A 24,002-nucleotide genomic window follows, 5' to 3' on the forward strand; every position below is an offset into this window, starting at 1 on the left:
CCCGCACGCCGTCCCGCCGCGCGACCCTGCCGGCCCCGTCGACCGCCTCACCGACCGCCGCTCAGCCCGCGGCCGGCGGGGCGGTGAGCGGAAGGGCCGCCCAGATCACCTTGCCGCCCGTCGAGGTGTGCTCGACGTCGCAGACCCCGCCGGCCTCCAGCGTGATCTCCCGCACCAGGAGCAGTCCCCTGCCGCCGGTCTGGCCGAAGTCGGCCTCCAGCGCCTTGGGCCGGTAGGGGTGGTTGTCCTCGACGGCCACCCGTACCCACGCGCGGCCGATCGCGACCTCGACCGCGACCTCCGGCGAGAGCAGGGCGGCGTGCCGGACCGAGTTCGTCACCAGTTCGGAGACGATCAGGAGCAGGGAGTACACCAGGTCCTGGTGGGCCGGCACCCCCTGGCGCCCGAGCAGGTCCCGGACCGCGCGGCGGGCCTGCGGAACGGATTCTTCAACCGCGGGCGCAGTGAACCTCCACACTCCCTCGTAGGCGAGGGGGTCGGCCGGAGCCTCTGCCACACCCTCCTTGGCTGGCGGGACGCTCCCGCTGACATCCATCTTCCGTCCCCCGTCTTCACGCTCGATCGTCTCCACGCGACAAGAGTGGGGAACGGGCTGGTCCGGGCCGGACTGCTGACCATAAGTCAGCGCCTATAGGGCACTTTCTGACCACTGGCGTATGACAGAGTCAGTTGTTCGACTGTTCCTGATCTTCTGTCGGACGCTTCGCGGCCGTATCGCCCGCCCCTTCCGCCGCCCGGTCCGCCGCTGCGGCCTCCGCCGGAGCCTCGTCCTCCCTGACCAACCCCAGGATGCGCCGGGACCCCATGCCCATGGCCACCAGGCTCAGCCCGTCGAACAGCAGGGCGAGGGAGAAGAAGGTTCCGATCACGTACAGACTGTTGCCGGGCCAGTTGGACAGGATCAGGAAGCCCAGCAGGACCCCGAAGGCGCCCTGGACGATCGCGAGCCCGAAATGGGACCCGCGCACCACCAGCGCCCCCACCAGCCGGAACACTCCACCGATGAGGAAGAGCAGCGCGGCGAACATGGTCAGTGCCTCGGCACTCGCCTCGGGACGGCGCAGGATCACGAAGCCCGCCGCGAGGTTGATCGCGGCGACGACGACGGCGAGCCAGAAGTAGTTGCTCCGGCGCGACTGCACGGCCTGCAGCAGGCCCACCACGCCGCCGATCAGCAGCAGCCAGCCGAAGAGGAACATCGTGGTGAGCGTGGCCACGCTCGTGTAGACGAGACCGACCAGACCGGCCACTACCAGCATCACCCCGAGCGCTGTCATCAGCGCGAAACTGCGGCTGAGCTTCTTCTTCTCCCGCTGCGGTTCCGGGCCCCCGACCTTGGCCCTCGAACGGTCAGCGCGGTCAGCGCGGTCAGCGCCCATGGACGTGCCACCTCCTCGCACCCCCGACGGACTCCCTTGATCATAGGTATGACCGCCCGGGATAGCATCCGGCGCATGGACGCAGCCCTGGACGCAACCCTCCTGCACACGGTCGCCGACGGGGTGGCCACCGTCGTCATCTCGCACCCCGCCAAGCGCAACGCCATGACCGCGGCCATGTGGCGGGCGCTCCCGGAGCTGCTGGCGGACCTGGCGAAGGACCCGGCGGTACGGACGCTCGTGCTGACCGGGGCCGGAGCGACCTTCTGCGCGGGCGCCGACATCTCCTCGCTGACCGGGGAGCCCGGGGCCGCCGGGCAGGACGACCCGCGGGCCCTCGCCGTGGCCGCCGAGGAGGCCCTGGCCGCCTTCCCGAAGCCGACGCTGGCGGCGATCCGCGGCTTCTGCGTGGGCGGCGGCAGCCAGCTGGCGGCGGCCTGCGACCTGCGCTTCGCCGAGGAGGGCGCCTCCTTCGGCGTGACCCCCGCCAAGCTGGGCATCGTCTACCCCGCGTCCTCCACCCGCAGGCTCGCGGGCCTGGTCGGCCCGGCGTGGGCCAAGTACCTCCTCTTCTCCGCGGAGCTGATCGGCGCGGAGACGGCGCTGCGCTCCGGGTTCCTGAACGAGCTGCTGCCGGCCGGCCGACTGGACGAGCGGGTCGCCGAGTTCACCGCGATCCTGGCCTCGCGCTCGCAGCTGACGCAGGCGGCGGCCAAGGAGTTCACCGACGGCCGGACCGACCGGGACGCGTACTGGGAGGGTCGGGCGGCCGGGGGCGAGGACACCGCGGAAGGCGTCACCGCGTTCCTGGAGCGCCGGGCTCCGCGCTTCACGTGGACTCCGTGACGGCCTGCGCTCACCCGTCGGCCGCCGCCCGTCAGCCGTCGGCCTCCCGTCGGCCGGGCATGCCGTTCCCCCGCAGCATCTCGACGAGTGCGGCCGGAGCCTTGTCGGGCGAGCCCGCGTCGTAGGGCGGCTGGGGGTCGTACTCGGTCATCAGCTGCACGGCCTGCGCGAAGTCGTCGCCGGCGATCCGGCCGAGCAGGGTGAGCCCCATGTCGATCCCGGAGGACACCCCCGCGGCCGTGACGTACTTCCCGTCGAACACCACGCGCTCGCCGGTGGGCTCGACCCCGAGCTTCGGCAGCTGGTCCAGGTACAGCCAGTGGCTGGTGGCCCGTCGGCCGTCGAGGAGCCCGGCGGAGGCCAGCAGCAGGGATCCGGTGCACACCGACGTGGTCCAGGTGGTGGTGGCGTCGACCGTGCGCAGCCAGTCCATGACCACGGGATTGGCCATCTCCCGCTCGGGATGCGGCCCGCCGGGCACGATGACGACGTCGGGCCGGGTGACCTCGTCGAGCCCCTTGTCGGCGACGAGCGCGAGCGCCCCGCTGTCGGTCCGCACGGGCCCCGGCCGCTCGGAGACGAAGACGACCTCCGCGTCGGGCAGCCGGCCGAGGGTGTCGAAGGGCCCGATGGCGTCGAGGGCGGTGAAGCGGTCGTAGAGCAGTACGGCGATCTGCATGGCTCCTCCGGAGCGATGGTCGGAACACGACGCCGCCCCCAGTGGGGCGGCTCCTTCTTCTTCTCGCGGCGGCGGCCGGCGCTCAGGCGCGGGACGTGCCGAATCGGCGGCGGTACTCGGCAGGAGGCCGGCCGAGGTGGCCACCGGCCCGTCCCGTACGTAGATGGGGTCCGGGTCGACGGCGACGGCCGGGTAGTCCCGCGCCATCCGCTCGCAGGCGTACCAGTGCGTCGTCGCCCGCTGCCCGTCCAGGAGCCCCGCCTCGGCGAGCAGCAGTCCGCCCGTGCACACGGACACCAGCCGCTCCGCGCCACCCCCGTCGGTACGGAGCCAGTCGGTGAGCCTGGGCTCGAAGTCCGCCGTGAACCGTCCCCGGGGGCACCAGCACCGTGGTCCCGGGCCCGGGCCGGGCGCTCTCCAGCTCCCCGTCCGGCACCAGTGTCAGCCCGCTGCTCGTGCGGACGGGCCCGCCGGCGGGAGAGACCGTCCGGATCGTGTACCCGGCCCGTCCGGGGAAGCGGGCGAGCGCGGCGAACACCTCCACCGGTCCGGTCACGTCCAGGCTCTGGACCCCGTCGTAGAGGAGGACGAGGACGCTGCGCGGCGGTAACGACATGACTTCATGGTGTTGCGCCCCGGTGATGGCCGCAATGACGGGCTTCCCACCCATCCGGCCACGCGGGGCTCCGTCCGCGCGCGGATAGGATCGGCACATCATGACTGCAACCCTCGTCGCCAAGAAGCTCACCGCCGCGCACGGTGAGCGCACCCTCTTCGCCGATCTCGACCTCGTCGTCGCCCCCGGCGACGTCATCGGCCTCGTCGGCGTGAACGGCGCCGGGAAGTCCACCCTGCTGCGGCTGCTCGCCGGGCTGGACACCCCCGAGACCGGGGAGCTTCGGCTCTCCCCGCCCGGCGCGAGCGTCGGCCACCTCCCGCAGGAGCCGGAGCGCCGGGAGCAGGAGTCCGTCCGGGAGTTCCTGGCCCGCCGCACGGGAGTCGCGGCCGCCCAGGCGGAGCTCGACGAGGCGACGCAGGGCCTGGTGGACGGAACGCCGGGCGCGGACGACGCGTACGCGACCGCGCTGGACCAGTGGCTGAACCTCGGCGGCGCCGACCTCGACGAGCGGGCCCAGGAGGTTGCCGACGACCTCGGCCTCACCGTCGGCCTCGACCTGCCCATGACCGCCCTCTCCGGCGGCCAGGCGGCCCGCGCCGGCCTCGCCTCGCTCCTCCTGTCCCGCTACGACGTCTTCCTGCTCGACGAGCCCACCAACGACCTGGACCTGGACGGTCTGGAGCGGCTGGAGCGGTTCGTCAAGGGCCTGCGCGCCGGCACGGTCGTGATCAGCCACGACCGCGAGTTCCTCACCCGGACGGTCACCAAGGTCCTCGAACTCGACCTCGCCCAGCAGCAGATCAACCTCTACGGCGGCGGTTACGACTCCTACCTGGAGGAGCGCGAGCGCTCCCGCAACCACGCCCGCGAGGAGTTCGAGGAGTACGCGGGGAAGAAGTCCGCCCTCGAGGGCCGGGCCCAGATGCAGCGCAACTGGATGGACAAGGGCGTGCGCAACGCCCGTCGCAAGGCCTCCGACAACGACAAGATCGGCAAGAACCTGCGGGGCGAGTCCAGCGAGAAGCAGGCGGCCAAGGCCCGCCAGACCGCGCGGGCGATCGAGCGGCTGGACGTCGTCGACGAGCCGCGCAAGGAGTGGGAGCTGCGCATGGAGATCGCGGCGGCCCCGCGCTCCGGGTCGGTGGTGGCCACCCTGCGCGAGGCGGCCGTCCGGCGCGGGGACTTCTCCTTCGGCCCGGCCAGCCTGCAGATCGACTGGGCGGACCGGGTGGCGATCACCGGGGCCAACGGCGCCGGCAAGTCCACCCTCCTCGCCGTCCTGCTGGGCCGGCTGACCCCGGATGTGGGCTCCGCCACCCTCGGCTCGGGCGTCCTGGTCGGCGAGGTGGACCAGGCCCGCGGCCTGTTCCTCGGCGACGAACCGCTGCTCGAGGCGTTCTGCGCGGCGGTCCCCGAGACCGAACCGGCCGAGGTCCGCACCCTGCTGGCCAAGTTCGGCCTCAAGGCGGCCCACGTCACGCGCCCGGCGGCCACCCTCTCCCCGGGCGAGCGCACCCGCGCCGCGCTGGCCCTGCTTCAGGGCCGCGGGGTGAACCTGCTGGTCCTGGACGAGCCGACCAACCACCTCGACCTCCCGGCGATCGAGCAGCTGGAGGCCGCCCTCGACGCCTACGAGGGCACCCTCCTGCTGGTCACCCACGACCGCCGGATGCTCGACGCGGTGCACGTGACCCGCCGCCTGGAGGTCTCCGGCGGCAAGGTCACCGAGCTGTAGGGCGGCTCCCCGAGGTGTCCCGCCGGGCGCAGCGTTCGCGCGCCTCGCGCACCCACCCGGCGGCTTCGTGGCCGTCGGGCGGCAGCCGCGCGGTGAGCAGCTCGCCGGCCGCGATCAGCTCAGCCCGGGAAGTCGGCGCCGACCGCGAGTTCCGCGTGCACCCCGGCGGGCGGCAGGCCCTGTGCCGGCGCCTCGCGGGCCCGCTCCGCGGTCCCGGTCACGTGGCCGGGCCGGCCGGGGCCCGGCGCTTGCGGGCCATCCTGCCGGCCACGAACGTGCGCGGCAGGTGCCGGACGGCGAGGGCGTAGGCGCGGTAGCGGCGGCCGGTGATGCTGACCGGGCGGCGCAGCGCGAGGTCCTTCAGCGCCTGCGCGACGACGGCTTCCGGTTCCAGCCAGACCGCGTCGCGCAGCGCGCTGACGTCCATGCCCGCGCGCTCCTGGAACTCGGTGCGGGTGAAGCCGGGGACCACGGCCAGCACCCGGACCCCGTACGGCGCCATGTCCACCCGTAGGGACTCGCTGAAGGCGGTGATCCAGGCCTTGGCGGCCCCGTAGGTCCCGGTCGGCAGGAGTCCCGCCACCGAGGAGACGTTGAGGACCGCGCCCCGGCGGCGGGCGCGCAGGCCCGGCAGCACGGCGTGGGTGAGCCGGAGCGGGACCTTGACCAGCAGGTCGAGCATCCGCTCCTCGTCCTCGACCGGGCTGTACGGGAAGGGTGCGGGCAGCCCGAAGCCCGCGTTGTTGACCAGGATGTCCACGGGCCGGGCCGGGTCGGCGAGCCGCTCGGCGACGGCCGCGCAGTCCGCCGCGTCCAGCAGGTCGGCGGGCAGTACCTGGGACGCGGCGCCGTACTCGCGGGCCAGTTCGGCGGCGACGGCCTCGAGCCGGTCCTTGTCGCGGGCGACGAGGACCAGGTCGCAGCCCTTGGCCGCGAAGCCCCGGGCGAAGGCCGCGCCCAGTCCGGCGCTGGCCCCGGTGATCAGTACGGTGGTCCGGTCTGTGGTCCGGTCGGTCGTCAAAGCGGTTTCACTTCCTTGGTGTGACGGGCGAGGCGTACGCCTGGGCGACGTCGACGAGGAACCGGGCCTCGTCCGCCAGGTCCCCGCCCTCCTGCGAGGTGTGGATCGCTGCGGGCAGTTCCGGCGCGGCGGCCTCGCCCGGCTGTCCCGGCGCCCCGTCGAGCTTCGCCTGCCGTGCCTCCCTCAGTACGCGGGCCAGCGCGGCGGCGGTGGCCCGCTGCTCGGGGATGCCCGCTCCGGCGACCTGGCCGCGGGCGCGGTCCAGGGCGCCCGGGGCCGCGTACTCGGCCAGGATCAGGATGGCGTCGCGCGTCTCGATGACCTTGCGGTACACGAGCAGGTTGCGCGGGACCGGCGGCCACAGCAGCTCCAGCACCCGCCAGGCCCGCGGCTTGTTGAGGGCCACGTGCGGGACCGCCTCGACCAGGTCGCGCCACAGCGGCCACAGCCGCCAGGCGGTGGCGAGGTCGGCGCAGGTGCGGCGGAGGGTGAACAGGGTGGGTACGAGGATCGCGGCCGCGCGCAGCAGGCCGTGCAGGTTCATCAGGAGCGGGAGGGCGGGCATCGCCCAGGTGCTGCCGAACAGGGCCTTGAGCAGGTACGCGAGCCAGAACAGGCCGGCGAGCGCGGTGCCGAGGCCGAACAGCCGCAGCCCGGCGGCAAGGCCCCGGCTCTCGGTGCGGCGGCTGTAGCGCCAGCACAGGGCCACGCAGACGGTGTTGGCGACCACGTGCGCGGAGATCAGCACCAGCCAGTACGCGAGGGAGGGCACCGGCTCCCCCACGGGCGGCATGGTGTGCGTGCCGTGGCCGGGCGCCGCCGCGTCCAGGGCGAGGAGCGCGGCGAGCCAGGCCGCGGTGGCGACGCCTGCGGTGAGTTGGAGGCGGCGGCCGCGGGTGGTGGCGGCCACGAAGTAGAGGACGGCGCCCGCCGACAGCACCCCGATGAGGTTGCGGACGAGGCCGATGGTGTGGGCGTAGCCGGGGCCGCGGTCCATCGCGTACGCGACGACGTCCGGCAGGTTGAGCGTCATTGCGGCGGCGGCGGTGGCGACGGCCAGCCACAGGCCGCGCTGCTGGGGGGAACGCAGGGCGCCGGGGGTGCGGAGCAGGACGGCGATCCACAGGCAGAGCACGCTGGGCAGGGCCAGCCAGTCGCCGAAGGCCGTGAGGTCAGCTGCCATCGTTGCCCCGTTCGTACCCCATGGCGGACTCCAGCCGGGCCAGGGTGCCGTGCCCGATGCCCGTGGAGCGGGGTCCGGTGTTCGCCGTGCGGATGCGGATCATGCTGGCGAGCATCTCCGCCTCCTGCTCCTGGCGGGTGGTGTAGTTGGTGCGCCCGAGTACGACCGGCGCGCCGCCGTCGCTCTGCTCCCCCTCCAGGGAGTGGTGTCCGAACAGGATGTGGCCGAGCTCGTGGAGGACGATGTGCTCCCGGTGCAACGGCGTGGTCTGCGCCTCGTAGAAGACGTAGTCGACGCTGGCCGTGCCCACCCACAGCCCGCAGACTCCGGATTCCGCCGCCTCCTTGGGGAGCGGATGGAGGCGGATGGGGCGGCCGCGCCGCTCCTCGATGCGCCGGCACAGGGCATCGAGGGAGAACGGGTGGGTCAGATCCAGATGGCCGAGAATCTGCTCGCACCTTTTGCGGATGCTGAGTTGCCGGTGGGGCATGTGATCCCTCTTCGGACCCTTTCCGGGGCAGCGGCGGTAGGCGTGTGTGGGCATGGGCATGACGTCCTGTGCCTTCGAGGCGGCCTCGGGGAATGCGTTCCTGAGGGGGTCCTGAGGGGAAAACGCGGAAGCCCGTCCGCCGAATGACGAACGGGCATTCCACCATGCCTACAGATCTTGTACGGGAATTGGCAAGGCAAGTCCCCAGGTGGGGAACCTATTCGGCCATCCTGTACGACCGTCCCGACGCGCCGGGTGGCCGCAAGTCACCCATGACGGCCGCTACCGCTTGCGGCGCTCCTCGGGGGCGGCGGTGAGGCCCGCGCGGCGCAGGGCGTCGGCCATCGCACTGTTGGCAGGGGCGGGGGCGCCGCTGCCGCCGCCCTGGCGCCGGCCCTGACCGCTCTGACCGCTCTGACCGCCCTGGCCGCCCTGACCGCGCTCGCCCTGGCCCTGGTTGCGGCCCTGGCCCCGGCCGCCGTCGCGGGCTCCGGCTCCGGATCCGGCTCCCCCGCGCTGCTGCGGAGGACGGCCGTTGCCGCCGCCGGCCCCGCCGCCGCGCCGGTCCTCGCGCTGCCGGGGTGCGCCCGCGCCGCGCTCCGCCCCGGCCTCGTCCTCCAGCCGCAGGGTCAGCGAGATCCGCTTGCGCGGGATGTCCACGTCCATGACCTTCACACGGACGATGTCGCCCGGCTTGACCACGTCCCGGGGGTCCTTGACGAAGTTCTTCGACAGCGCCGAGACGTGCGCCAGCCCGTCCTGGTGGACGCCGATGTCGATGAAGGCGCCGAAGGCGGCCACGTTGGTGACCACTCCCTCCAGGATCATCCCGGGGGCCAGGTCGCCGATCTTCTCCACGCCGTCCTTGAAGGTGGCCGTCTTGAAGGCGGGACGCGGGTCACGGCCCGGCTTCTCCAGCTCGCGCAGGATGTCCGTGACGGTCGGCAGGCCGAAGGCCTCCGTGACGAACTGCTCCGGCCGCAGCGAGCGCAGCACGTCGCCGTTGCCGATCAGCGCCGCCACCTCGCTGCCCGCCGTCTTCGCCATGCCCCGGACCACCGGATAGGCCTCGGGGTGCACGCTGGAGAAGTCCAGGGGATCTTCCCCGCCACGGATCCGCAGGAAGCCCGCGCACTGCTCGTACGCCTTCGGGCCGAGCCTGGCCACGTCCTTGAGCCCCTTGCGGCTGCGGAAGGGGCCGTTGGCGTCGCGGTGGGCCACGATGTTCTCGGCGAGGCCGCCGCTGATCCCCGACACCCGCGAAAGCAGCGGCGCGGAAGCGGTGTTGACGTCCACGCCGACGCCGTTCACACAGTCCTCGACGACCGCGTCGAGCGAGCGCGAGAGCTTCACCTCCGACAGGTCGTGCTGGTACTGGCCGACGCCGATCGACTTGGGGTCGATCTTGACGAGTTCCGCGAGCGGGTCCTGCAGGCGGCGGGCGATGGAGACCGCGCCGCGCAGCGACACGTCCATGTCCGGCAGTTCCTGCGAGGCGAAGGCGGAGGCCGAGTACACGGAGGCACCCGCCTCGGAGACCATCACCTTGGTGAGCTTCAGCTCCGGGTGGCGCGTGATGAGGTCGCCGGCCAGCTTGTCCGTCTCGCGGGAGGCCGTGCCGTTGCCGATGGCGACCAGCTCGACCGCGTGCTCCTTCGCCAGGCGGGCGAGCTTGGCGAGCGACTCGTCCCACTTGTTGGCGGGCACGTGCGGGTAGATCACGTCCGTGGCCACGACCTTGCCGGTGGCGTCCACGACGGCGACCTTCACACCGGTACGGAAGCCCGGGTCCAGGCCGAGCGTCGACCGGGTGCCGGCGGGCGCCGCGAGCAGCAGGTCGCGCAGGTTGGACGCGAAGACCCGTACGGCCTCGTCCTCGGCGGCCTGGCGCAGCCGCATCCGCAGGTCGATGCCCAGGTGCACCTGGATCTTCGTGCGCCAGGCCCAGCGGACCGTGTCGCCCAGCCACTTGTCGCCGGGGCGGCCGCGGTCGTTCACGCCGAAGCGGCGGGCGACCATGCCCTCGTACGTGGACGGGCCGGGCGCCGCTGTGTCTTCGCGCCCCTCCGGCTCCAGGGTGAGGTCGAGGACGTCCTCCTTCTCGCCCCGCAGCATGGCGAGGACGCGGTGCGAGGGCAGCGCGGTGAACGGCTCGGCGAAGTCGAAGTAGTCGGCGAACTTGGCGCCCGCCTCCTCCTTGCCGTCGCGGACCTTCGCCGCGAGGCGGCCGCGGCTCCACATGCGCTCACGCAGTTCACCGATCAGGTCGGCGTCCTCGCCGAACCGCTCGGTGAGGATCGACCGGGCGCCCTCGAGGGCGGCCGCCGGGTCGGCGACGCCCTTGTCGGCGTCGACGAACGCGGCCGCGGCGGCGGCCGGTTCCACCGACGGGTCGGCCAGCAGGCCCTCGGCGAGCGGCTCGAGACCGGCCTCGCGGGCGATCTGCGCCTTGGTGCGCCGCTTGGGCTTGAAGGGCAGGTAGATGTCCTCCAGCCGGGCCTTGGTGTCGGCCGCGGCGATCCGCGCCGCCAGCTCGTCGCTGAGCTTGCCCTGCTCCCGTACGGAGTCCAGGACCGCCGCGCGGCGGTCCTCCAGCTCGCGCAGATAGCGCAGCCGCTCCTCGAGGGTGCGCAGCTGGGCGTCGTCGAGCATCTCGGTCGCTTCCTTGCGGTAGCGCGCGATGAACGGCACGGTGGAGCCGCCGTCGAGCAGCTCGACGGCGGACTTGACCTGCCGCTCCCGTACGCCGAGCTCCTCGGCGATCCTGCCTTCGATGGACGTCGTCACGATCGGGTCCCGCCTGCCTTCGTTTGCACTGGAAGGCTGCCAATTGTGGCAGGTGGCGGTGACGGACGCCGGGAAGCCTGCCCGTTGCCCTCGGTCAGGCCCGGCCGAAGAGGTCGCGCGGGAAGGCCCCGGCGCCGATCGCCTTGGTGACGAAGCCGCCGCCGAGTTCCGCGAGCCGGGCCAGGCCCTGGGCGCCGAGGTGCTCGTACGGGGCCGCGTCGAGGCGGTCGGTGTCGGCCTCCAGGCGCTCGCGCACGGCCTTGCCCTCCTCGGTGAGCCCGCCGTCGGCGTCGAGGATGCCGCGCTCGCGCAGCCGGGCGGTCGCGGCGTCCAGGTCGCACTGGTCCCAGCCGCGGATGGCCTTGATCCACTTCGCGGTCATGCCGCGGCCGGTGGCGGTGTGGCTGACCAGGGCCTCCACCGGGTCCAGGGCCGCGAGGAGCAGGGCGGCGAGGTGGCCGTCGCCGCGGTGCTCGCGCAGCAGGGTGGTGGCGTGCCACAGGCGCAGGTGCGGGGCCTCGGGTACGGGGAGGTCGGCGTGGGCCGCGTAGAGCGTGCGGGCGTGCCGGGTGCAGCCCTCGGTGGCGTGCATGGCCAGGTCCGCGGCCTCGGCCATCTCCGGCGACTCGGCGGTCTCGGGGCCGAGCAGCCGGCGCAGGGTGCTGTCGGCGGCCCGCAGCCGGGCGGCGAGGACCTGCTCGGGCGTCGCGCTCTCCCACACGGCCGGGAGGTGCCGGGCGAGCATGTCGTGGCGGTAGTTGTAGAAGGTGGCGGTCACGGTGCCGGGGCCGACGGCGCCCATGGCGGCGGCGCGGCCGGCGAGGTTGACGGCGACCGGGTCGGTGACGCCGAGGGCTGCGAGTTCCTTGGCGAGATCCGGCGAGAAGTAGATCGTCGCGTGCAGCGGGTTGATCGCAGCATGCCAACAGCGACGGGCGGCGAGCGCGGGAAGCGTCATGCGCGGCAGGTTACCGACTGTTCGGTATGCCGACCAGAGCGGTGCACGGTGGCGCGGGTCTCACCTTCAGCGTGCCGGAGCAAGGCCCGGCCCCGAGCCCCTGCGACGGTTCGCCCGGCCCGCCCGGCCCGATTCGGCCGATCCGTGCGCGGGGACGGGGCCGCCTGGCCGCGTGTTCCGCGGCCTCGGCGCGCTCCTCGGCCTCGGCAGCGCCCGCACCGGCGGGGCGCCGGGCCGTGGGCTGCGCCGCAGGCCACGCGGCCTGGGCCGACGTACCCGCCCCTCCCGCGCGGGCCGTTCGGCGTCCGGCGTCACCGGCCGCGCCGCCGCGCCGTGCGGCGGCCCGTGACGGCCGAATGGCGATCGTGTGACAGCAGGGGCCATGGACATGACCTGAGCCGCCACGGGTGAATACGGTCGAGCGACAAGGCCTTGAACCACTCTGTGAACCGATCTGTCTCCCCTACCACTTGGAGCCATTCGTGCACCGCAAAGTCATCGCCCCGAGCGTCCTCGCCGCCTCCCTCCTGCTGGTGATCCCGGCGTCGGCGGCGAGTGCCGGTCCGGGCGCTCCGGGTGTCGGCGATCCCTACTACCCGGCCAGCGGCAACGGCGGATACGACGTGTCGCACTACGACCTGCGCCTGCAGTACCAGCCGAAGACGGACCTGCTCGAGGGCACCGCCACCCTGCTGGCCACCGCCAAGCAGGACCTGTCCCGCTTCAACCTCGACTTCGGCCTCCAGGTCAGCGAGATCCGGGTCAACGGGGTCAAGGCGAAGTTCGCCACCTCCGGCTCCCACGAGCTGGAGGTCACCCCGGCGAAGCCGCTGGCGCGCAATACCGCGCTGTCCGTCGTCGTCAAGTACGCGGGCAAGCCCTCCGAGCTGAAGGTCGACGGCTGGACGGCCTGGCAGCGGACGCCCGACGGCGCGGTGGCGGCGCAGGAGCCCGACTCGGCGGTCTGGTGGTTCCCCAGCAACGACCACCCGCTGGACAAGGCCACCTTCGACGTCTCCGTCAACGTGCCCGACGGCACCCAGGCGATCAGCAACGGCGTGCTCCAGTCCCAGACCTCGAAGCTCGGCTGGACCCGCTACAACTGGCGCTCCAACAAGCCGCAGGCCACCTACCTCGCCACCCTGGCCGTCGGCAAGTTCGACATCACCACCGACACCACGGCGAGCGGGCTGCCGATCCTGAACGCGTACAGCAAGGACCTCGGCGACAACGCGGGTGCGGCGCGCGCGAGCGTGGAGCGGACCGGCGAGGTCGCCGAGTGGCTGGAGGGCGTCTTCGGGCCGTACCCCTTCAACGCGCTGGGCGGCTACGTACCCAACGTGACCGCCGGCTTCGCCCTGGAGACCCAGACGCGGCCGTTCTACGGGCCGGGGCAGTTCCGGGGCGGCGCCAACGTCTCGGTGGTCGTGCACGAGCTGGCGCACCAGTGGTACGGCGACAGCGTGTCCGTCGACGGCTGGAAGGACATCTGGATCAACGAGGGCTTCGCCCGCTACAGCCAGTGGCTGTGGTCGGAGAAGGAGGGCGAGGGCACGGCGCGGGAGCTCGCCGACTGGGCCTACGCCCTGCGCCCGGCCGAGGATGCGTTCTGGCAGGTCAAGCCGGGTGACCCGGGCCCGGACAACCAGTTCCACGGGGCCGTCTACGACCGCGGCGCCATCGCTCTGCAGGCGCTGCGCAACGAGATCGGCGACGAGAAGTTCTTCCAGATCCTCGGGGGCTGGCCGACCGAGCGGGCCTATGGCAACGCCAAGGTCGGCGATTTCATCCGGTACGCCGAGAAGATCTCGAAGAAGCCCCTCGCCCAGCTCTTCGAGACCTGGCTCTACACCCCCGGCAAGCCCGAGGCCTCGGCCCTGAACCCGTCGGCGGCCGAGCCCTCGGCCCGCTCACTTCAGTCCGCCCCGGCCAAGCCCGTGCAGCAGACCGAGCCCAAGTCCTGGAAGAAGATCGCGGAGACCGACACGATCCACCGGCACGACGAGCACTGAGCCTCGCTCCGGTCAGCGGGCGGCGCGCCAACGGGAGCGCGCCGCCCGCGCGATGGGCAGGTAGCGCAGCCGCTCCGGCAGCAGCGGTACGAGGAGCCGTACGACCGTGCTGAACCGCCGGAGCCTGCGCTCCTGGGCCGGGCTCCACTCCAGCCCGATCGCCGCGCGGGCCTCGGGCGGCATGTATCCGACGGTGACGAACGCCCGCAGCCGCAGGAAGGCCGCCCGCAGGAGCGGCCAGGTCAGCCGCAGCAGCAAACGCACGGCGCGCCCGCCGGCCTCCGGCCGGGGCAGCCGCACATCGGTGGCGACCAGCTCGCGGGCGACCGCGGTGGGCTCGATCTCCTCGGCCAGCATCCGGCCCCAGTACGTCCAGTACTCCTCGATGCTCTGCGGCATGTCCCGGTCGCGCAGGCCGAGGATCCGGCCCACCTGGAGCCATTCGCGGTAGAGCTGCCGCTCCTGGGCGGGAGTGAAGCGGCGCAGCAGGTAGCGCCCGGCGTACACGTAGACCGGGAAGCCGGTGGCGTGCACCCAGGCGTAGCAGGCGGGGTCGAGGGAGTGGTAGCGGCGGCCGCAGGTGTCGGTGCCCTGGATGTCCTTGTGGAGGCGGCGGACCCGGCGGCCCTCCTCGGCCGCCTCCTCCCCGCCGTACACCCACAACTGGACCGAGCGCAGGGACCGCTCGCCGCGGCCCCAGGGGTCGGTGCGGAAGACGGAGTACTGGTCGACGCCGGCCGCGATCGCGGGGTGCGCGACCTGCATGGTGAAGGCGGCGGGCAGCATCAGCAGGGCCCGTACGTCGCCGGCGATCGTCCACAGCACCCCGCCCGGCGGGGGCGGCTCGGGGTCGGCGCGGCGCGCGGCCGCAGGTCCGGCGGGGTGTGCGGAGTCCGTCTTCGTCATACGACAAGTATGCGAGCACCGGACGGCCGTCTCACGGACAGAAAGTCTCTGCATGGGTGTTACCCAGAGGTAACTGCTGCTGCTTGTATGACGGCGTCGATCTTCCCCCGCAGGAATGACGGAGACCTTCATGCTGCTTTCCTCGCCCCGCTCGCGCCGCTCCGCCGCCACGGCCGTCGCAGCGGTCGCCGCAGGCGCGCTGGCCGCCACCACCGCGCCTGCCGCCTCGGCCGCGGAGGCCGCCGCAGCCCCGCGGCTCAGCGTCCTCTCGTACAACGTGTTCCTGATGAGCAAGAACCTGTACCCGAACTGGGGCCAGGACCACCGGGCCGCCGAGATCCCCAAGGCCTCCTTCTACAAGGGCCACGACGTGGTCGTGCTCCAGGAGGCCTTCGACAACAGCGCCTCGGACGCGCTGAAGGCGAACTCCGCCGCGCAGTACCCGTACCAGACCCCGGTCGTCGGCCGCAGCAAGAGCGGCTGGGACGCCACGGGCGGCGCCTACTCCTCCACCACCCCGGAGGACGGCGGCGTCACCATCCTCAGCAAGTGGCCGATCCTCCGCAAGGAGCAGGTCGTCTACAAGGACGCCTGCGGCGCCGACTGGTGGTCCAACAAGGGCTTCGCCTACGTCGTGCTGAACGTGAACGGCGCCAAGGTGCACGTGGTCGGCACGCACGCGCAGTCCACCGACCCCGGCTGCGGCGCGGGCGAGGCCGCGGAGATGCGCGCCCGTCAGTTCCGGGCCGTCGACGCCTTCCTCGACGGCAAGAACATCCCGGCGAACGAGCAGGTCATCGTCGCGGGCGACCTCAACGTCGACTCGCGCACCCCCGAGTACGCGAGCCTGCTCGCGAACGCCGACCTGGCCGGCTCGGACACCCGCACGGGGCACCCGTACTCCTTCGACACCGCGCTGAACTCGATAGCGAACTACCGCTACCCGACCGACCCGCGCGAGGACCTGGACTACGTCCTCTACCGCAAGGGCAACGCCCGCCCGGCGGGCTGGGAGAACAACGTGGTCAAGGAGCAGTCGGCGCCCTGGACGGTCTCCAGCTGGGGCACCTCCTACACCTACAACAACCTCTCCGACCACTACCCGCTGATCGGACGCTAGGCCCGGTCCCGCAGCCCCTTTCCGGCCCTTCGGGGTCGGGACGGGGCGCTTCCGTGGTCCCCGGGCCCGCCTACCCGGCCGAGCTCGTCGATCGCGTCCAGGGCCACGCCCCACGAGTACGGCCGCCGGCGATCTCGAAGACGGGTGGGGCGGCCGAGCAGAGCAGGTACGGAGTCCTCGTCGTCATGGCGCCCCAGCCTGTGCAATCGCCCCCGATTCGTCTCGAATCGGGGGCGCAGGCAGACCTGGTGCACGGTGCGCCGATACGGTCCATGACCACGAGTCTTGGACGCAGAGCCCGTATGCCCGCACCTGACGATGACCACACCGGCTCCCGGATTCGGGAGCAGAGGCACCTTGCCCGCCTGACGCAGCGCGAGTTGGCCGACCGGATCGCGTACAGCCTCAGCCTGCTGAGCCAGGTCGAGTGCGGGGCGCGCCCCGCAACGTCCGCCGCCGACGTTCAGGCAGCCGGCCAGTGAGCCGGCTCGAGCGTCGGGCCCCTGTGCGTCGCGATCGTGTTGGCGACAGGGACGGCCACCTTGTGTGACGGCTCATGTCCTCGCCCGCGGCTCGGCGATGTTCAGGACGCGGCCCGGGCGGGGTTTCGTCATCACGTGCTGAGCCCCGCCCCGCGGGCCCCGGTGCGGGGAGCGCGGATCCGCTCGCCGCACCGGGGCCCTTCCGGCTCACGCGGGCCCGTACGGCTCCTCGTACAGGCCGTCGATCAGAGCGCCGTACTTGTCGCGGACCACCCGGCGGCGGAGCTTGAGGGAGGGCGTGAGCTCCCCGCTCTCGGGGCCCCACTCCTCGGTCAGCACCCGGTACCGCTTGATCTGCTCGGTCCGGTTCAGCCGGGTGTTGGCCGCCTCCACCGCGCGGGCGATCTCCTCCTGGACGGCGGGGTGCGCGGCGAGCGCGGCGGGGGAACCGGCCTCGATGCCGCGGGCGGCGGCCCAGACCGGGGCCAGCTCCGGGTCCAGGACCAGCAGGGCGACGAGGTAGGAGCGGCCGTCGCCGTGCACCAGGGCCTGGCCGATCAGCGGATGCTCCTTGACCGTGTTCTCCACCAGGGCCGGCGAGACGTTCTTGCCGTTCGAGGTGATGATCAGTTCCTTCTTGCGGTCGGTCAGCCAGAGGTAGCCGTCCTCGTCGAGCCGGCCGATGTCCCCCGTCGCGAACCAGCCCTCCTCGTCGTCGGCGCTCTCCACCGAGCCGTCCGGCCGCAGGTAGCCGCCGAAGACGGTCTCCCCGCGGGTGAGGATCTCCCCGTCCTCGGCGAGTCTCAGCTCCAGTCCTTCGATCGCGCGGCCCACCGAGCCGAGCCGGAAGCCGTCCGGACTGTTGACCGTGCACACGCCCGAGGTCTCGGTGAGCCCCCAGGCGTCCATGATCGTGATGCCCCAGCCGGCCCAGAAGCGGACCACGTCGATCGGCATCGGCGCGGTGGCGCTGGCCGTCCACATCAGCCGGTCCATGCCCGCCAGCCGCAGCAGCGGGTCCAGCACCTGCGCCTTGACCTCGGCGTACGAGGCTTCGAGCGCGGCCGGTACCTCCTCGCCGCGCTCCCGGTGGGCGGCCCGGGCGCGGGCCAGGTCGCCCGCGGCCTCGATGGCCGTGCGCTGCGCCTCGGGAAGCTGCGCGAGGACCGCGCGCACCGAGGCGGCGAGCTTCTCCCACACCCGCGGTACGCCGAAGAACTGCACCGGGTGCAGTTCGCGGACCGCCCCGGACACGGCGGCGGGGTCGGCGCACAGCCGTACGTGCGAGGCCCTCAGCAGGGGCAGGTAGATGCCGAGGACCCGTTCGGCTATGTGCGCGAAGGGCAGGTAGCAGATGTGCTCGGCGTGCTCGGGCAGTTCCACGTGCCGGTCGAGGCGGATCGCCTGGAGCATCAGGTTGCGGTGGGTCAGCCGCACGCCCTTCGGGTCGCCGGTGGTGCCGGAGGTGTAGACGACGGTCAGCGGGTCCTCGGGGCGGGTCTCCTGCCAGGCCTTCTCGAAGTCGTCGGCGCGGTGGAGCCGGGCTCCGCCGGCGTACACGGAGCCGTACGTGGAGTGCCCGCCCGCCTCGGCGGCCTCGGCGACCACGAGACGCTCCAGGGGCACGTCCGCGTCGGCCAGCAGCGGCTCCCAGCGCAGGAGTTCGCGGGCGCCCTCGACGACGGCGGTCCGGGCCCGGCTGTGGCGGGCGATGTGGGCGATCTGCTCGGGCGCGGAGGTTCCGTACACGGTGACGGGTACGGCGCCGAGGTGGACGAGGGCGAGGTCGCTGAGCCAGTGCTCGGGGCGGTTGCCCATCATCATCAGCACGTGCTCGCCGCGCTCCACTCCGAGGGAGGCGTACCCGGCGGCCAGGACGGCGACCTTGCGGCGCACCTCGTCCCAGGTCAGCGTCGTCCACCCGGCGGCGTCGGGGCCGGCCCGCCAGGAGAGGGCGGGGAGCTCCCCGTACTCCGCGGCGTTGCGGGCCAGCAGGGCCGGCAGGGTGATCTCTTCGGGTCGTCCGGGCAGTCGCAGGTTCGTGGTCATGGGCAGCTCCTGGCCGTTTCACATCGTTGGTGCGACAGCAATACTGTTGAACCCAAGCTGTGGAGCAGAGAGCGAGGCGCAGACGATGGCCGACCAGGCACCCGAGCCGATGCTCACCGTCGACGAACTGGCGGCCAGGGCGGGCGTCACCGTGCGCACCGTTCGTTTCTACAGCACGCGCGGGCTTTTGCCCCCTCCCGTGATCGGCCCTCGTCGGGTGGGGCACTACGGGCCGGAACACCTGTCCCGGCTGGCACTGATCGAGGAGCTCCAGCACCAGGGCATGACCCTGTCCGCGATCGAGCGCTACCTGGACGCGCTGCCCGACGACCTGAGCGCCCACGACCTGGCGATCCACCGCGCGATGGTGTCCAGTTGGGCCCCGGACGCGGCCCAGGAGGTGTCCCGGGAGGAGCTGGAGAAGCGGGCGGGGCGGAGCCTGTCGGACACCGATGTGCGGCGGCTGACGGCGATGAACGTGCTCGCCGTCTCGGGGGACGGGTTCCGGGTGGACGTGGGGCTGCTGCGGCTGGGGGTCGCGCTGCTCGACGTACCGATCGCCCACGCGACGATCCTGGCGGCGCGCAGGGTGCTGATGGAGCACACCCGCTCGGCGGCCCACGAGCTGACGGCGCTGTTCCGGGACGAGGTGTGGGGGCCGTTCACGGAGGGCGAGAGAGATCCGGAGCGCGTGGAATCGATGAAGGCGCTGTCGGCGCACATGCAGCCGATGGTGGTCCAGGCGCTGGTGACGGCCTTCCAGCGGTCGCTGCGGGAGGAGCTGCGGGCCGCGTTCGTCTCGGAGCCGGAGGCGTAACCGGAGGCGGACGGCGGAGGCGGAACCGGAGGCGGACGGCGGAGGCGTAACCGGAGGCGGACGGCGGGTCGCGCGGCCGGTCGGCGGCCCTGCCGCCGGGGTAGGTTGCCGATCATGGCAGCCGTTCACCGCACCACCATGTCGCCAGGCTGGCCCGCACCGGACGCCGCCCGGCAGCACGGGCTGTTCGCCCGCCCGGCCGCGTCGCAGGACTGACCGGGCAGACACCCCGGGCCCGCTCGCGGGTGGGCCCGGGGCTGACGCGATCAGTCCGCGTAGGTCTCGCCGCGCTCGGCCTTCGCGATCAGCGAGGCCGGCGGGGTGAAGCGCTCGCCGTACTTCTCGGCGAGCTCGCGGGCCCGGGCGACGAAGCCCGGCAGGCCGCCCTCGTAACCGTTGATGTACTGGATCACACCGCCGGTCCAGGCCGGGAAGCCGATGCCCATGATGGAGCCGATGTTGGCGTCGGCGATCGAGGTGAGCACTCCCTCATCGAGGCAGCGGACGGTGTCCACGGCCTCCGAGAAGAGCATCCGCTCCTTCATGTCCTCGAAGGGGATCTCGTACCCCGCCTTGGCGAAGTGCTCCCGCAGGCCGGGCCAGATGCTGGCGCGCTTGCCGCTCTCGTCGTACGCGTAGAAGCCGGCGCCGCCGCTGCGCCCGGGGCGCCCGAACTCGTCCACCATCCGGTCGATGACCGCGTCGGCGGGGTGCTCGGTCCACGCCTTGCCCTCGGCCTCGAAGGCCTTGCGGCTCTCGTTGCGGATCTTGCGCGGCAGCGTGAGGGTGAGCTCGTCCATCAGGGAGAGCACCTTGGCCGGGTAGCCGGCCTGGGCGGCGGCCTGCTCGATGGAGGCGGGCTCGATGCCCTCGCCGACCATCGCCACGCCCTCGTTGATGAACTGGCCGATGACGCGGGAGGTGAAGAAGCCGCGCGAGTCGTTGACCACGATCGGCGTCTTGTTGATCTGGCGGACCAGGTCGAAGGCGCGGGCGATGGCCTCGTCGCCGGTCTGCTCCCCCTTGATGATCTCCACCAGCGGCATCTTGTCCACGGGCGAGAAGAAGTGCAGCCCGATGAAGTCGACCGGCCGCGAAACCCCTTCCGCGAGGCCCGTGATGGGCAGCGTCGAGGTGTTGGAGCACAGCAGCGCGTCCGGCTCGATGACGTCCTGGATCTCCTGGAACACCTTGTGCTTGAGGGCGGTGTCCTCGAAGACGGCCTCGATGACGGCGTCGCAGCCCGCGAGGTCGGCCGCGTCGGCGGTCGTGGTGATCCGGCCGAGCAGCTCGGCGCGCTTGGCCTCGGTGGTCCGGCCCCGGGAGAGCGCCTTGTCGAGCAGCTTCTCGGAGTACGCCTTGCCCTTGGCGGCGGCCTCGGCGGTGACGTCCTTCAGGACCACCTCGATGCCCGCGCGGGCGCAGGAGTACGCGATGCCCGCGCCCATCATCCCGGCGCCGAGGACCGCGACCTTGCGCACCTTGCGGGGTGCGATGCCCTGCGGGCGGCTGCGGCCCGCGTTGACGGCCTGGAGGTCGAAGAAGAACGCCTGGATCATGTTCTTGGCGGTCTGTCCGGTGACCAGCTCGGTGAAGTAGCGGGCCTCGATGGTCAGCGCGGTCTCGAAGTCCACCTGGGAGCCCTCGACGGCGCAGGCCAGGATGTTGCGCGGCGCCGGGTACGGGGCCCCGTTCAGCTGCTTCTTCAGGCTGGCGGGGAACGCCGGAAGGTTGGCGGCGAACTTGGGGTTCGACGGCGTGCCGCCCGGGATGCGGTAGCCGGGGACGTCCCAGGGCTGCTTCGACTCCGGGTTCGCGTCGATGAAGGCACGGGCCATGGCCAGCATCTCCTCCGGCGTGGCGGCCAGTTCGTGCACGAGGCCGTTGTCCAGGGCGCGCTGCGGGGTGTACTGGGTGCCCTGGAGCAGCACCTTGAGCAGCGCGTCGGCGATGCCCATCAGGCGCACGGTACGGGTGACACCGCCACCGGCGGGGAGCAGGCCGAGGGTGACCTCGGGCAGGCCGATCTTGGAGCCGGGCGCATCGAGCGCGACGCGGTGGTGGGAGGCGAGCGCGATCTCGTAACCGCCTCCGAGCGCGGCGCCGTTGATGGCGGCGACGACGGGCTTGCCGAGCGTCTCGATCCGGCGCAGGGAGCGCTTGATCTCGGTGCCGGTGTCGAAGGCGATCTGCGCGTGCTCGGGGCGCAGCCGGATCATGTCCTTGAGGTCGCCGCCCGCGAAGAAGGTCTTCTTGGCGGAGGTGAAGACGATGCCCCGGATGGAGTCCTTCTCGGCCTCGGCGCGGTCGGCGACGGCCGCGATGGAGTCCTTGAAAGCCTGGTTCATCGTGTTGGCGGACTGGTTGGGGTCGTCGAGGATCAGGGTGACGACGCCGGTCTCGTCCTGTTCCCAGCGGATCGTGGTGGACTCGCTCATGGTCACTGCTTTCGTTTCGGAAGGTCCGGTGGGCAGGTTGAACAGGACGGATCAGAGGCGTTCGACGATGGTGGCGACGCCCATGCCGCCGCCGACGCAGAGGGTGACGAGCCCGTAGCGCTTGTCCTGGCGCTCCAGCTCGTCGACGATCGTGCCGAGGATCATCGCGCCGGTGGCGCCGAGCGGGTGACCGAGCGCGATGGCGCCACCGTTGACGTTGACCTTGTCGAGGGACAGGCCCATGTCCTTGACGAAGCGCAGGACGACGCCCGCGAAGGCCTCGTTGATCTCGACCAGGTCGATGTCGCCGATGGTCAGCCCGGCCTTGGCGAGGGCCTTGCGGGTGGCCGGGGCGGGGCCGGTGAGCATGATGGTGGGCTCGGAGCCGGAGACGGCCGCCGAGACGATCCGGGCGCGCGGGGTCAGCCCGTTGCGTTCGCCGGCCTCGCGGGAGCCGATGGCGACGAGCGAGGCGCCGTCGACGATGCCGGAGGAGTTGCCCGCGTGGTGGACGTGGTCGATCTTCTCGACCCAGTGGTACTTCTGCAGCGCGACCGCGTCGAAGCCGCCGAGCTCGCCGATGTCGGCGAAGGAGGGCTTCAACCTGGCGAGGGTGTCGGCGGTCGTGCCGGGGCGGACGAACTCGTCGTGGTCCAGGACGACCAGGCCGTTGCGGTCGGTGACCGGGACCACGGACTTCGCGAAGCGGCCGTCCTTGATGGCCGCGGCGGCGCGCTCCTGCGACAGGGCCGCGTACTCGTCGACGTCGCGACGGGAGAAGCCCTCGATGGTGGCGATCAGGTCGGCCCCGATGCCCTGCGGGACGAAGCCGGTGTCCCAGTTGGTCATCGGGTCGGCGAACCAGGCGCCGCCGTCGGAGGCCATCGGAACGCGGGACATGGACTCGACCCCGCCGGCGAGGACCAGGTCCTCCCAGCCGGAACGGACCTTCGCGGCAGCCAGGTTGACGGCCTCCAGGCCCGAGGCGCAGAAGCGGTTCTCCTGCACGCCGGCCACGGTGTCCGGGAGCCCGGCGGCGATGGCCGCGATACGGGCGATGTCGGAGCCCTGGTCGCCGACCGGGCCGACGACGCCGAGCACGATGTCGTCGATGGTGGCGGGGTCCAGGCCGGGGTTGCGCTCGCGCAGCGCGTGGATGAGTCCGACGACCAGGTCGATCGGCTTGGTGCCGTGCAGGGCGCCGTTGGCCTTGCCGCGGCCGCGGGGGGTGCGGATCGCGTCGTATACGTAAGCTTCGGTGCTCACTGGTCAAGCCTTTCGGAGGTTTCCAGGGGGAGGAAGAAGGGGTTCAGCCGAGCAGGGAACGGCCGATGATCTCTTTCATGATCTCGGTCGTGCCGCCGTAGATGGTCTGTATCCGGCCGTCGGTGAAGGCCCGTGCGACCCGGTACTCGGTCATGTAGCCGTAGCCGCCGTGCAGCTGGAGGCAGCGGTCGGCGACGCGCTTCTGCAGCTCGGTGGCCCACCACTTGGCCATCGAGGCGTGCACGTGGTCCAGTTCGCCGTGGGTGTGGTCGGTGATGCACCGGTCGAGGAAGGTCCGGGTGACGGCGACCTCGGTGGCCATCTCCGCGATCTCGAACCGGATGTGCTGGAGTTTGGCCAGCGGGCGGCCGAAGGCCTCGCGCTCCTTCACGTACTGGGTGGTGATCTCCAGCAGGTGCTCGGCCGCGGCGATGCCGGCCATCGCGATACCCATGCGCTCCTGCGCGAGATTGGTCATCAGGTGGACGAAAGCGCCGTTCAGCTCGCCGAGCAGGTTCTCCTTGGGGACGCGTACGTCGTTGAAGAACAGCTCGGCGGTGTCCTGGGACTTCTGGCCGATCTTGTCGAGGTTGCGGCCGCGCTCGAAGCCCTCCGCACCGCGCTCGACGACCAGCAGCGACAGGCCGTGGGCCCCGCCCTCGGGGGTGGTCTTGGCGACGACGATGACGAGGTCGGCGAGGATCCCGTTGGAGATGAAGGTCTTGGACCCGTTCAGCACCCAGTGGTCGCCGCGGTCCTCGGCGGTGGTCCGGATCCCCTGGAGGTCGGAGCCCGCGCCCGGCTCGGTCATCGCGATGGCGGTGATGGTCTCCCCGGAGCAGAACCCGGGCAGCCAGCGGCGCTTCTGCTCCTCGGTGGCGAGCGAGGTCAGGTAGGGCCCGATGATGTCGTTGTGCAGGCCGATGGCCAGCCCGGGGGCGCCCGCGCGGGTGAACTCCTCGGCGATCACGGCGGCGTAGCGGAAGTCGGTGTTCCCGCCGCCGCCGTACTCCTCCGGGACGGCGAGGCCCAGCAGCCCCTGCCGGCCGGCGGCCCGCCAGGCCTCGCGGCTGACGATGCCGTCCTTCTCCCACTGCTCGTAGTGCGGCAGCACCTCCTTGGTGAGGAAGGTGCGCACGGTCTCGCGGAACGCCTCGTGGTCGGCGTCGAAGATACGGCGTTGCATGGGGCCCC

The 24,002-nt window shown here is 72.3% G+C and carries 19 protein-coding genes and 1 pseudogene; 6 read left to right on the forward strand and 14 right to left on the reverse strand.

Annotated features, from left to right (window positions below; genetic code table 11):
• Positions 1-61: 61 nt before the first annotated feature.
• Both ACIQZO_RS20450 and ACIQZO_RS20455 read right to left on the reverse strand, forming a co-directional pair.
• Positions 62-556 carry an ATP-binding protein gene (locus ACIQZO_RS20450; protein ID WP_403628171.1) on the reverse strand — a complete coding sequence of 165 codons (495 nt, stop codon included), beginning with the start codon at positions 554-556 and terminating at the stop codon, positions 62-64.
• A 130-nt stretch (positions 557-686) separates the two neighbouring features.
• Positions 687-1,298, reverse strand: coding sequence for an HdeD family acid-resistance protein (locus ACIQZO_RS20455; protein WP_403628173.1), 612 nt, complete (start codon positions 1,296-1,298; stop codon positions 687-689).
• 189 nt (positions 1,299-1,487) lie between these two features.
• Here ACIQZO_RS20455 and ACIQZO_RS20460 point away from each other — a divergent pair, with 189 nt between their 5' ends.
• On the forward strand, positions 1,488-2,246 hold the full coding sequence (locus ACIQZO_RS20460; RefSeq protein ID WP_403628175.1) for an enoyl-CoA hydratase/isomerase family protein: 759 nt from the start codon (positions 1,488-1,490) through the stop codon (positions 2,244-2,246).
• A 31-nt stretch (positions 2,247-2,277) separates the two neighbouring features.
• Here the strand turns inward: ACIQZO_RS20460 and ACIQZO_RS20465 are convergent, their stop codons facing one another.
• Together ACIQZO_RS20465 and ACIQZO_RS20470 are read right to left on the reverse strand one after the other, a co-directional pair.
• A complete protein-coding gene (locus tag ACIQZO_RS20465) occupies positions 2,278-2,925 on the reverse strand; it encodes a DJ-1/PfpI family protein (protein WP_403628177.1) in 648 nt (215 codons plus the stop codon).
• Between the two features lie 123 nt (positions 2,926-3,048).
• Positions 3,049-3,541 (reverse strand): annotated as a pseudogene (locus ACIQZO_RS20470) (DJ-1/PfpI family protein); the annotation flags it as partial.
• A 100-nt stretch (positions 3,542-3,641) separates the two neighbouring features.
• Between ACIQZO_RS20470 and ACIQZO_RS20475 the strand changes: the two are divergent.
• Entirely contained in the window at positions 3,642-5,279 is a 1,638-nt protein-coding gene (locus ACIQZO_RS20475) for an ABC-F family ATP-binding cassette domain-containing protein (protein WP_403627926.1), read from the forward strand.
• A gap of 217 nt (positions 5,280-5,496) precedes the next feature.
• Here the strand turns inward: ACIQZO_RS20475 and ACIQZO_RS20480 are convergent, their stop codons facing one another.
• The 5 genes from ACIQZO_RS20480 to ACIQZO_RS20500 all read right to left on the reverse strand — a co-directional run bounded on the left by ACIQZO_RS20480 (position 5,497) and on the right by ACIQZO_RS20500 (position 11,718).
• Complete coding sequence (locus ACIQZO_RS20480) at positions 5,497-6,300, reverse strand: SDR family NAD(P)-dependent oxidoreductase (protein WP_403627928.1); 804 nt, start codon at positions 6,298-6,300, stop codon at positions 5,497-5,499.
• A 7-nt stretch (positions 6,301-6,307) separates the two neighbouring features.
• Complete coding sequence (locus tag ACIQZO_RS20485; protein WP_403627930.1) at positions 6,308-7,483, reverse strand: MAB_1171c family putative transporter; 1,176 nt, start codon at positions 7,481-7,483, stop codon at positions 6,308-6,310.
• Complete coding sequence (locus ACIQZO_RS20490) at positions 7,473-7,973, reverse strand: hypothetical protein (protein WP_403627932.1); 501 nt, start codon at positions 7,971-7,973, stop codon at positions 7,473-7,475. Before ACIQZO_RS20490 ends, ACIQZO_RS20485 begins: the two co-directional genes overlap by 11 nt.
• A 282-nt stretch (positions 7,974-8,255) precedes the next feature.
• Positions 8,256-10,760: a Tex family protein gene (locus ACIQZO_RS20495; protein WP_403627934.1), complete on the reverse strand. Its 2,505-nt coding sequence runs from the start codon at positions 10,758-10,760 to the stop codon at positions 8,256-8,258.
• A 94-nt stretch (positions 10,761-10,854) separates the two neighbouring features.
• Complete coding sequence (locus ACIQZO_RS20500) at positions 10,855-11,718, reverse strand: hypothetical protein (RefSeq protein ID WP_403627936.1); 864 nt, start codon at positions 11,716-11,718, stop codon at positions 10,855-10,857.
• 482 nt (positions 11,719-12,200) lie between these two features.
• Between ACIQZO_RS20500 and ACIQZO_RS20505 the strand changes: the two genes are divergently transcribed.
• Positions 12,201-13,730 (forward strand): M1 family metallopeptidase, encoded by a 1,530-nt coding sequence (locus tag ACIQZO_RS20505; protein ID WP_403627938.1) that lies wholly within the window; start codon positions 12,201-12,203, stop codon positions 13,728-13,730.
• Positions 13,731-13,742: 12 nt separating this feature from the next.
• On the opposite strand, the gene ACIQZO_RS20510 is transcribed toward ACIQZO_RS20505, so the two are convergent.
• On the reverse strand, positions 13,743-14,636 hold the full coding sequence (locus ACIQZO_RS20510; RefSeq protein WP_403627940.1) for an oxygenase MpaB family protein: 894 nt from the start codon (positions 14,634-14,636) through the stop codon (positions 13,743-13,745).
• A gap of 130 nt (positions 14,637-14,766) precedes the next feature.
• On the opposite strand from ACIQZO_RS20510, the gene sph reads away from it, so the two are divergent.
• Positions 14,767-15,756 carry a sphingomyelin phosphodiesterase gene (sph, locus tag ACIQZO_RS20515; protein WP_403627942.1) on the forward strand — a complete coding sequence of 330 codons (990 nt, stop codon included), beginning with the start codon at positions 14,767-14,769 and terminating at the stop codon, positions 15,754-15,756.
• A gap of 302 nt (positions 15,757-16,058) precedes the next feature.
• Positions 16,059-16,238 (forward strand): helix-turn-helix domain-containing protein, encoded by a 180-nt coding sequence (locus ACIQZO_RS20520; protein ID WP_403627944.1) that lies wholly within the window; start codon positions 16,059-16,061, stop codon positions 16,236-16,238.
• A 207-nt stretch (positions 16,239-16,445) separates the two neighbouring features.
• Here ACIQZO_RS20520 and ACIQZO_RS20525 read toward each other — a convergent pair whose 3' ends face one another.
• Entirely contained in the window at positions 16,446-18,287 is a 1,842-nt protein-coding gene (locus ACIQZO_RS20525; RefSeq protein ID WP_403627946.1) for an AMP-dependent synthetase/ligase, read from the reverse strand.
• An 85-nt stretch (positions 18,288-18,372) separates the two neighbouring features.
• Here ACIQZO_RS20525 and ACIQZO_RS20530 point away from each other — a divergent pair, with 85 nt between their 5' ends.
• Positions 18,373-19,104, forward strand: coding sequence for a MerR family transcriptional regulator (locus ACIQZO_RS20530; protein WP_403627948.1), 732 nt, complete (start codon positions 18,373-18,375; stop codon positions 19,102-19,104).
• Positions 19,105-19,370: 266 nt separating this feature from the next.
• On the opposite strand, the gene ACIQZO_RS20535 is transcribed toward ACIQZO_RS20530, so the two are convergent.
• From ACIQZO_RS20535 to ACIQZO_RS20545, 3 genes are read right to left on the reverse strand one after another with little or no spacing between them, the layout of a single operon-like run.
• The gene (locus ACIQZO_RS20535) at positions 19,371-21,542 is read right to left on the reverse strand and encodes a 3-hydroxyacyl-CoA dehydrogenase NAD-binding domain-containing protein (RefSeq protein ID WP_403627950.1); all 2,172 of its coding nucleotides are present in this window, start codon (positions 21,540-21,542) and stop codon (positions 19,371-19,373) included.
• Positions 21,543-21,593: 51 nt separating this feature from the next.
• A complete protein-coding gene (locus ACIQZO_RS20540) occupies positions 21,594-22,808 on the reverse strand; it encodes an acetyl-CoA C-acetyltransferase (protein WP_403627952.1) in 1,215 nt (404 codons plus the stop codon).
• A gap of 43 nt (positions 22,809-22,851) precedes the next feature.
• Positions 22,852-23,994 carry an acyl-CoA dehydrogenase family protein gene (locus ACIQZO_RS20545; RefSeq protein WP_403627954.1) on the reverse strand — a complete coding sequence of 381 codons (1,143 nt, stop codon included), beginning with the start codon at positions 23,992-23,994 and terminating at the stop codon, positions 22,852-22,854.
• Between the last annotated feature and the right edge of the window lie 8 nt (positions 23,995-24,002).

Origin of the sequence: Streptomyces sp. NPDC097617, from assembly GCF_044761485.1 — a bacterium.
Lineage (GTDB): Bacteria > Actinomycetota > Actinomycetes > Streptomycetales > Streptomycetaceae > Streptomyces.

What these genes read in the sequence shown, in the direction of transcription:
- ACIQZO_RS20450 (WP_403628171.1), bottom strand. Translation starts at nt 556, where the DNA reads ATGGATGTCAGCGGGAGCGTCCCGCCAGCCAAGGAGGGTGTGGCAGAG.
- ACIQZO_RS20455 (WP_403628173.1), bottom strand. Translation starts at nt 1,298, where the DNA reads ATGACAGCGCTCGGGGTGATGCTGGTAGTGGCCGGTCTGGTCGGTCTC.
- ACIQZO_RS20465 (WP_403628177.1), bottom strand. Translation starts at nt 2,925, where the DNA reads ATGCAGATCGCCGTACTGCTCTACGACCGCTTCACCGCCCTCGACGCC.
- ACIQZO_RS20475 (WP_403627926.1), top strand. Translation starts at nt 3,642, where the DNA reads ATGACTGCAACCCTCGTCGCCAAGAAGCTCACCGCCGCGCACGGTGAG.
- ACIQZO_RS20485 (WP_403627930.1), bottom strand. Translation starts at nt 7,483, where the DNA reads ATGGCAGCTGACCTCACGGCCTTCGGCGACTGGCTGGCCCTGCCCAGC.
- ACIQZO_RS20490 (WP_403627932.1), bottom strand. Translation starts at nt 7,973, where the DNA reads ATGCCCCACCGGCAACTCAGCATCCGCAAAAGGTGCGAGCAGATTCTC.
- ACIQZO_RS20500 (WP_403627936.1), bottom strand. Translation starts at nt 11,718, where the DNA reads ATGACGCTTCCCGCGCTCGCCGCCCGTCGCTGTTGGCATGCTGCGATC.
- ACIQZO_RS20510 (WP_403627940.1), bottom strand. Translation starts at nt 14,636, where the DNA reads ATGACGAAGACGGACTCCGCACACCCCGCCGGACCTGCGGCCGCGCGC.
- sph (WP_403627942.1), top strand. Translation starts at nt 14,767, where the DNA reads ATGCTGCTTTCCTCGCCCCGCTCGCGCCGCTCCGCCGCCACGGCCGTC.
- ACIQZO_RS20520 (WP_403627944.1), top strand. Translation starts at nt 16,059, where the DNA reads ATGCCCGCACCTGACGATGACCACACCGGCTCCCGGATTCGGGAGCAG.
- ACIQZO_RS20525 (WP_403627946.1), bottom strand. Translation starts at nt 18,287, where the DNA reads ATGACCACGAACCTGCGACTGCCCGGACGACCCGAAGAGATCACCCTG.
- ACIQZO_RS20530 (WP_403627948.1), top strand. Translation starts at nt 18,373, where the DNA reads ATGGCCGACCAGGCACCCGAGCCGATGCTCACCGTCGACGAACTGGCG.
- ACIQZO_RS20535 (WP_403627950.1), bottom strand. Translation starts at nt 21,542, where the DNA reads ATGAGCGAGTCCACCACGATCCGCTGGGAACAGGACGAGACCGGCGTC.
- ACIQZO_RS20545 (WP_403627954.1), bottom strand. Translation starts at nt 23,994, where the DNA reads ATGCAACGCCGTATCTTCGACGCCGACCACGAGGCGTTCCGCGAGACC.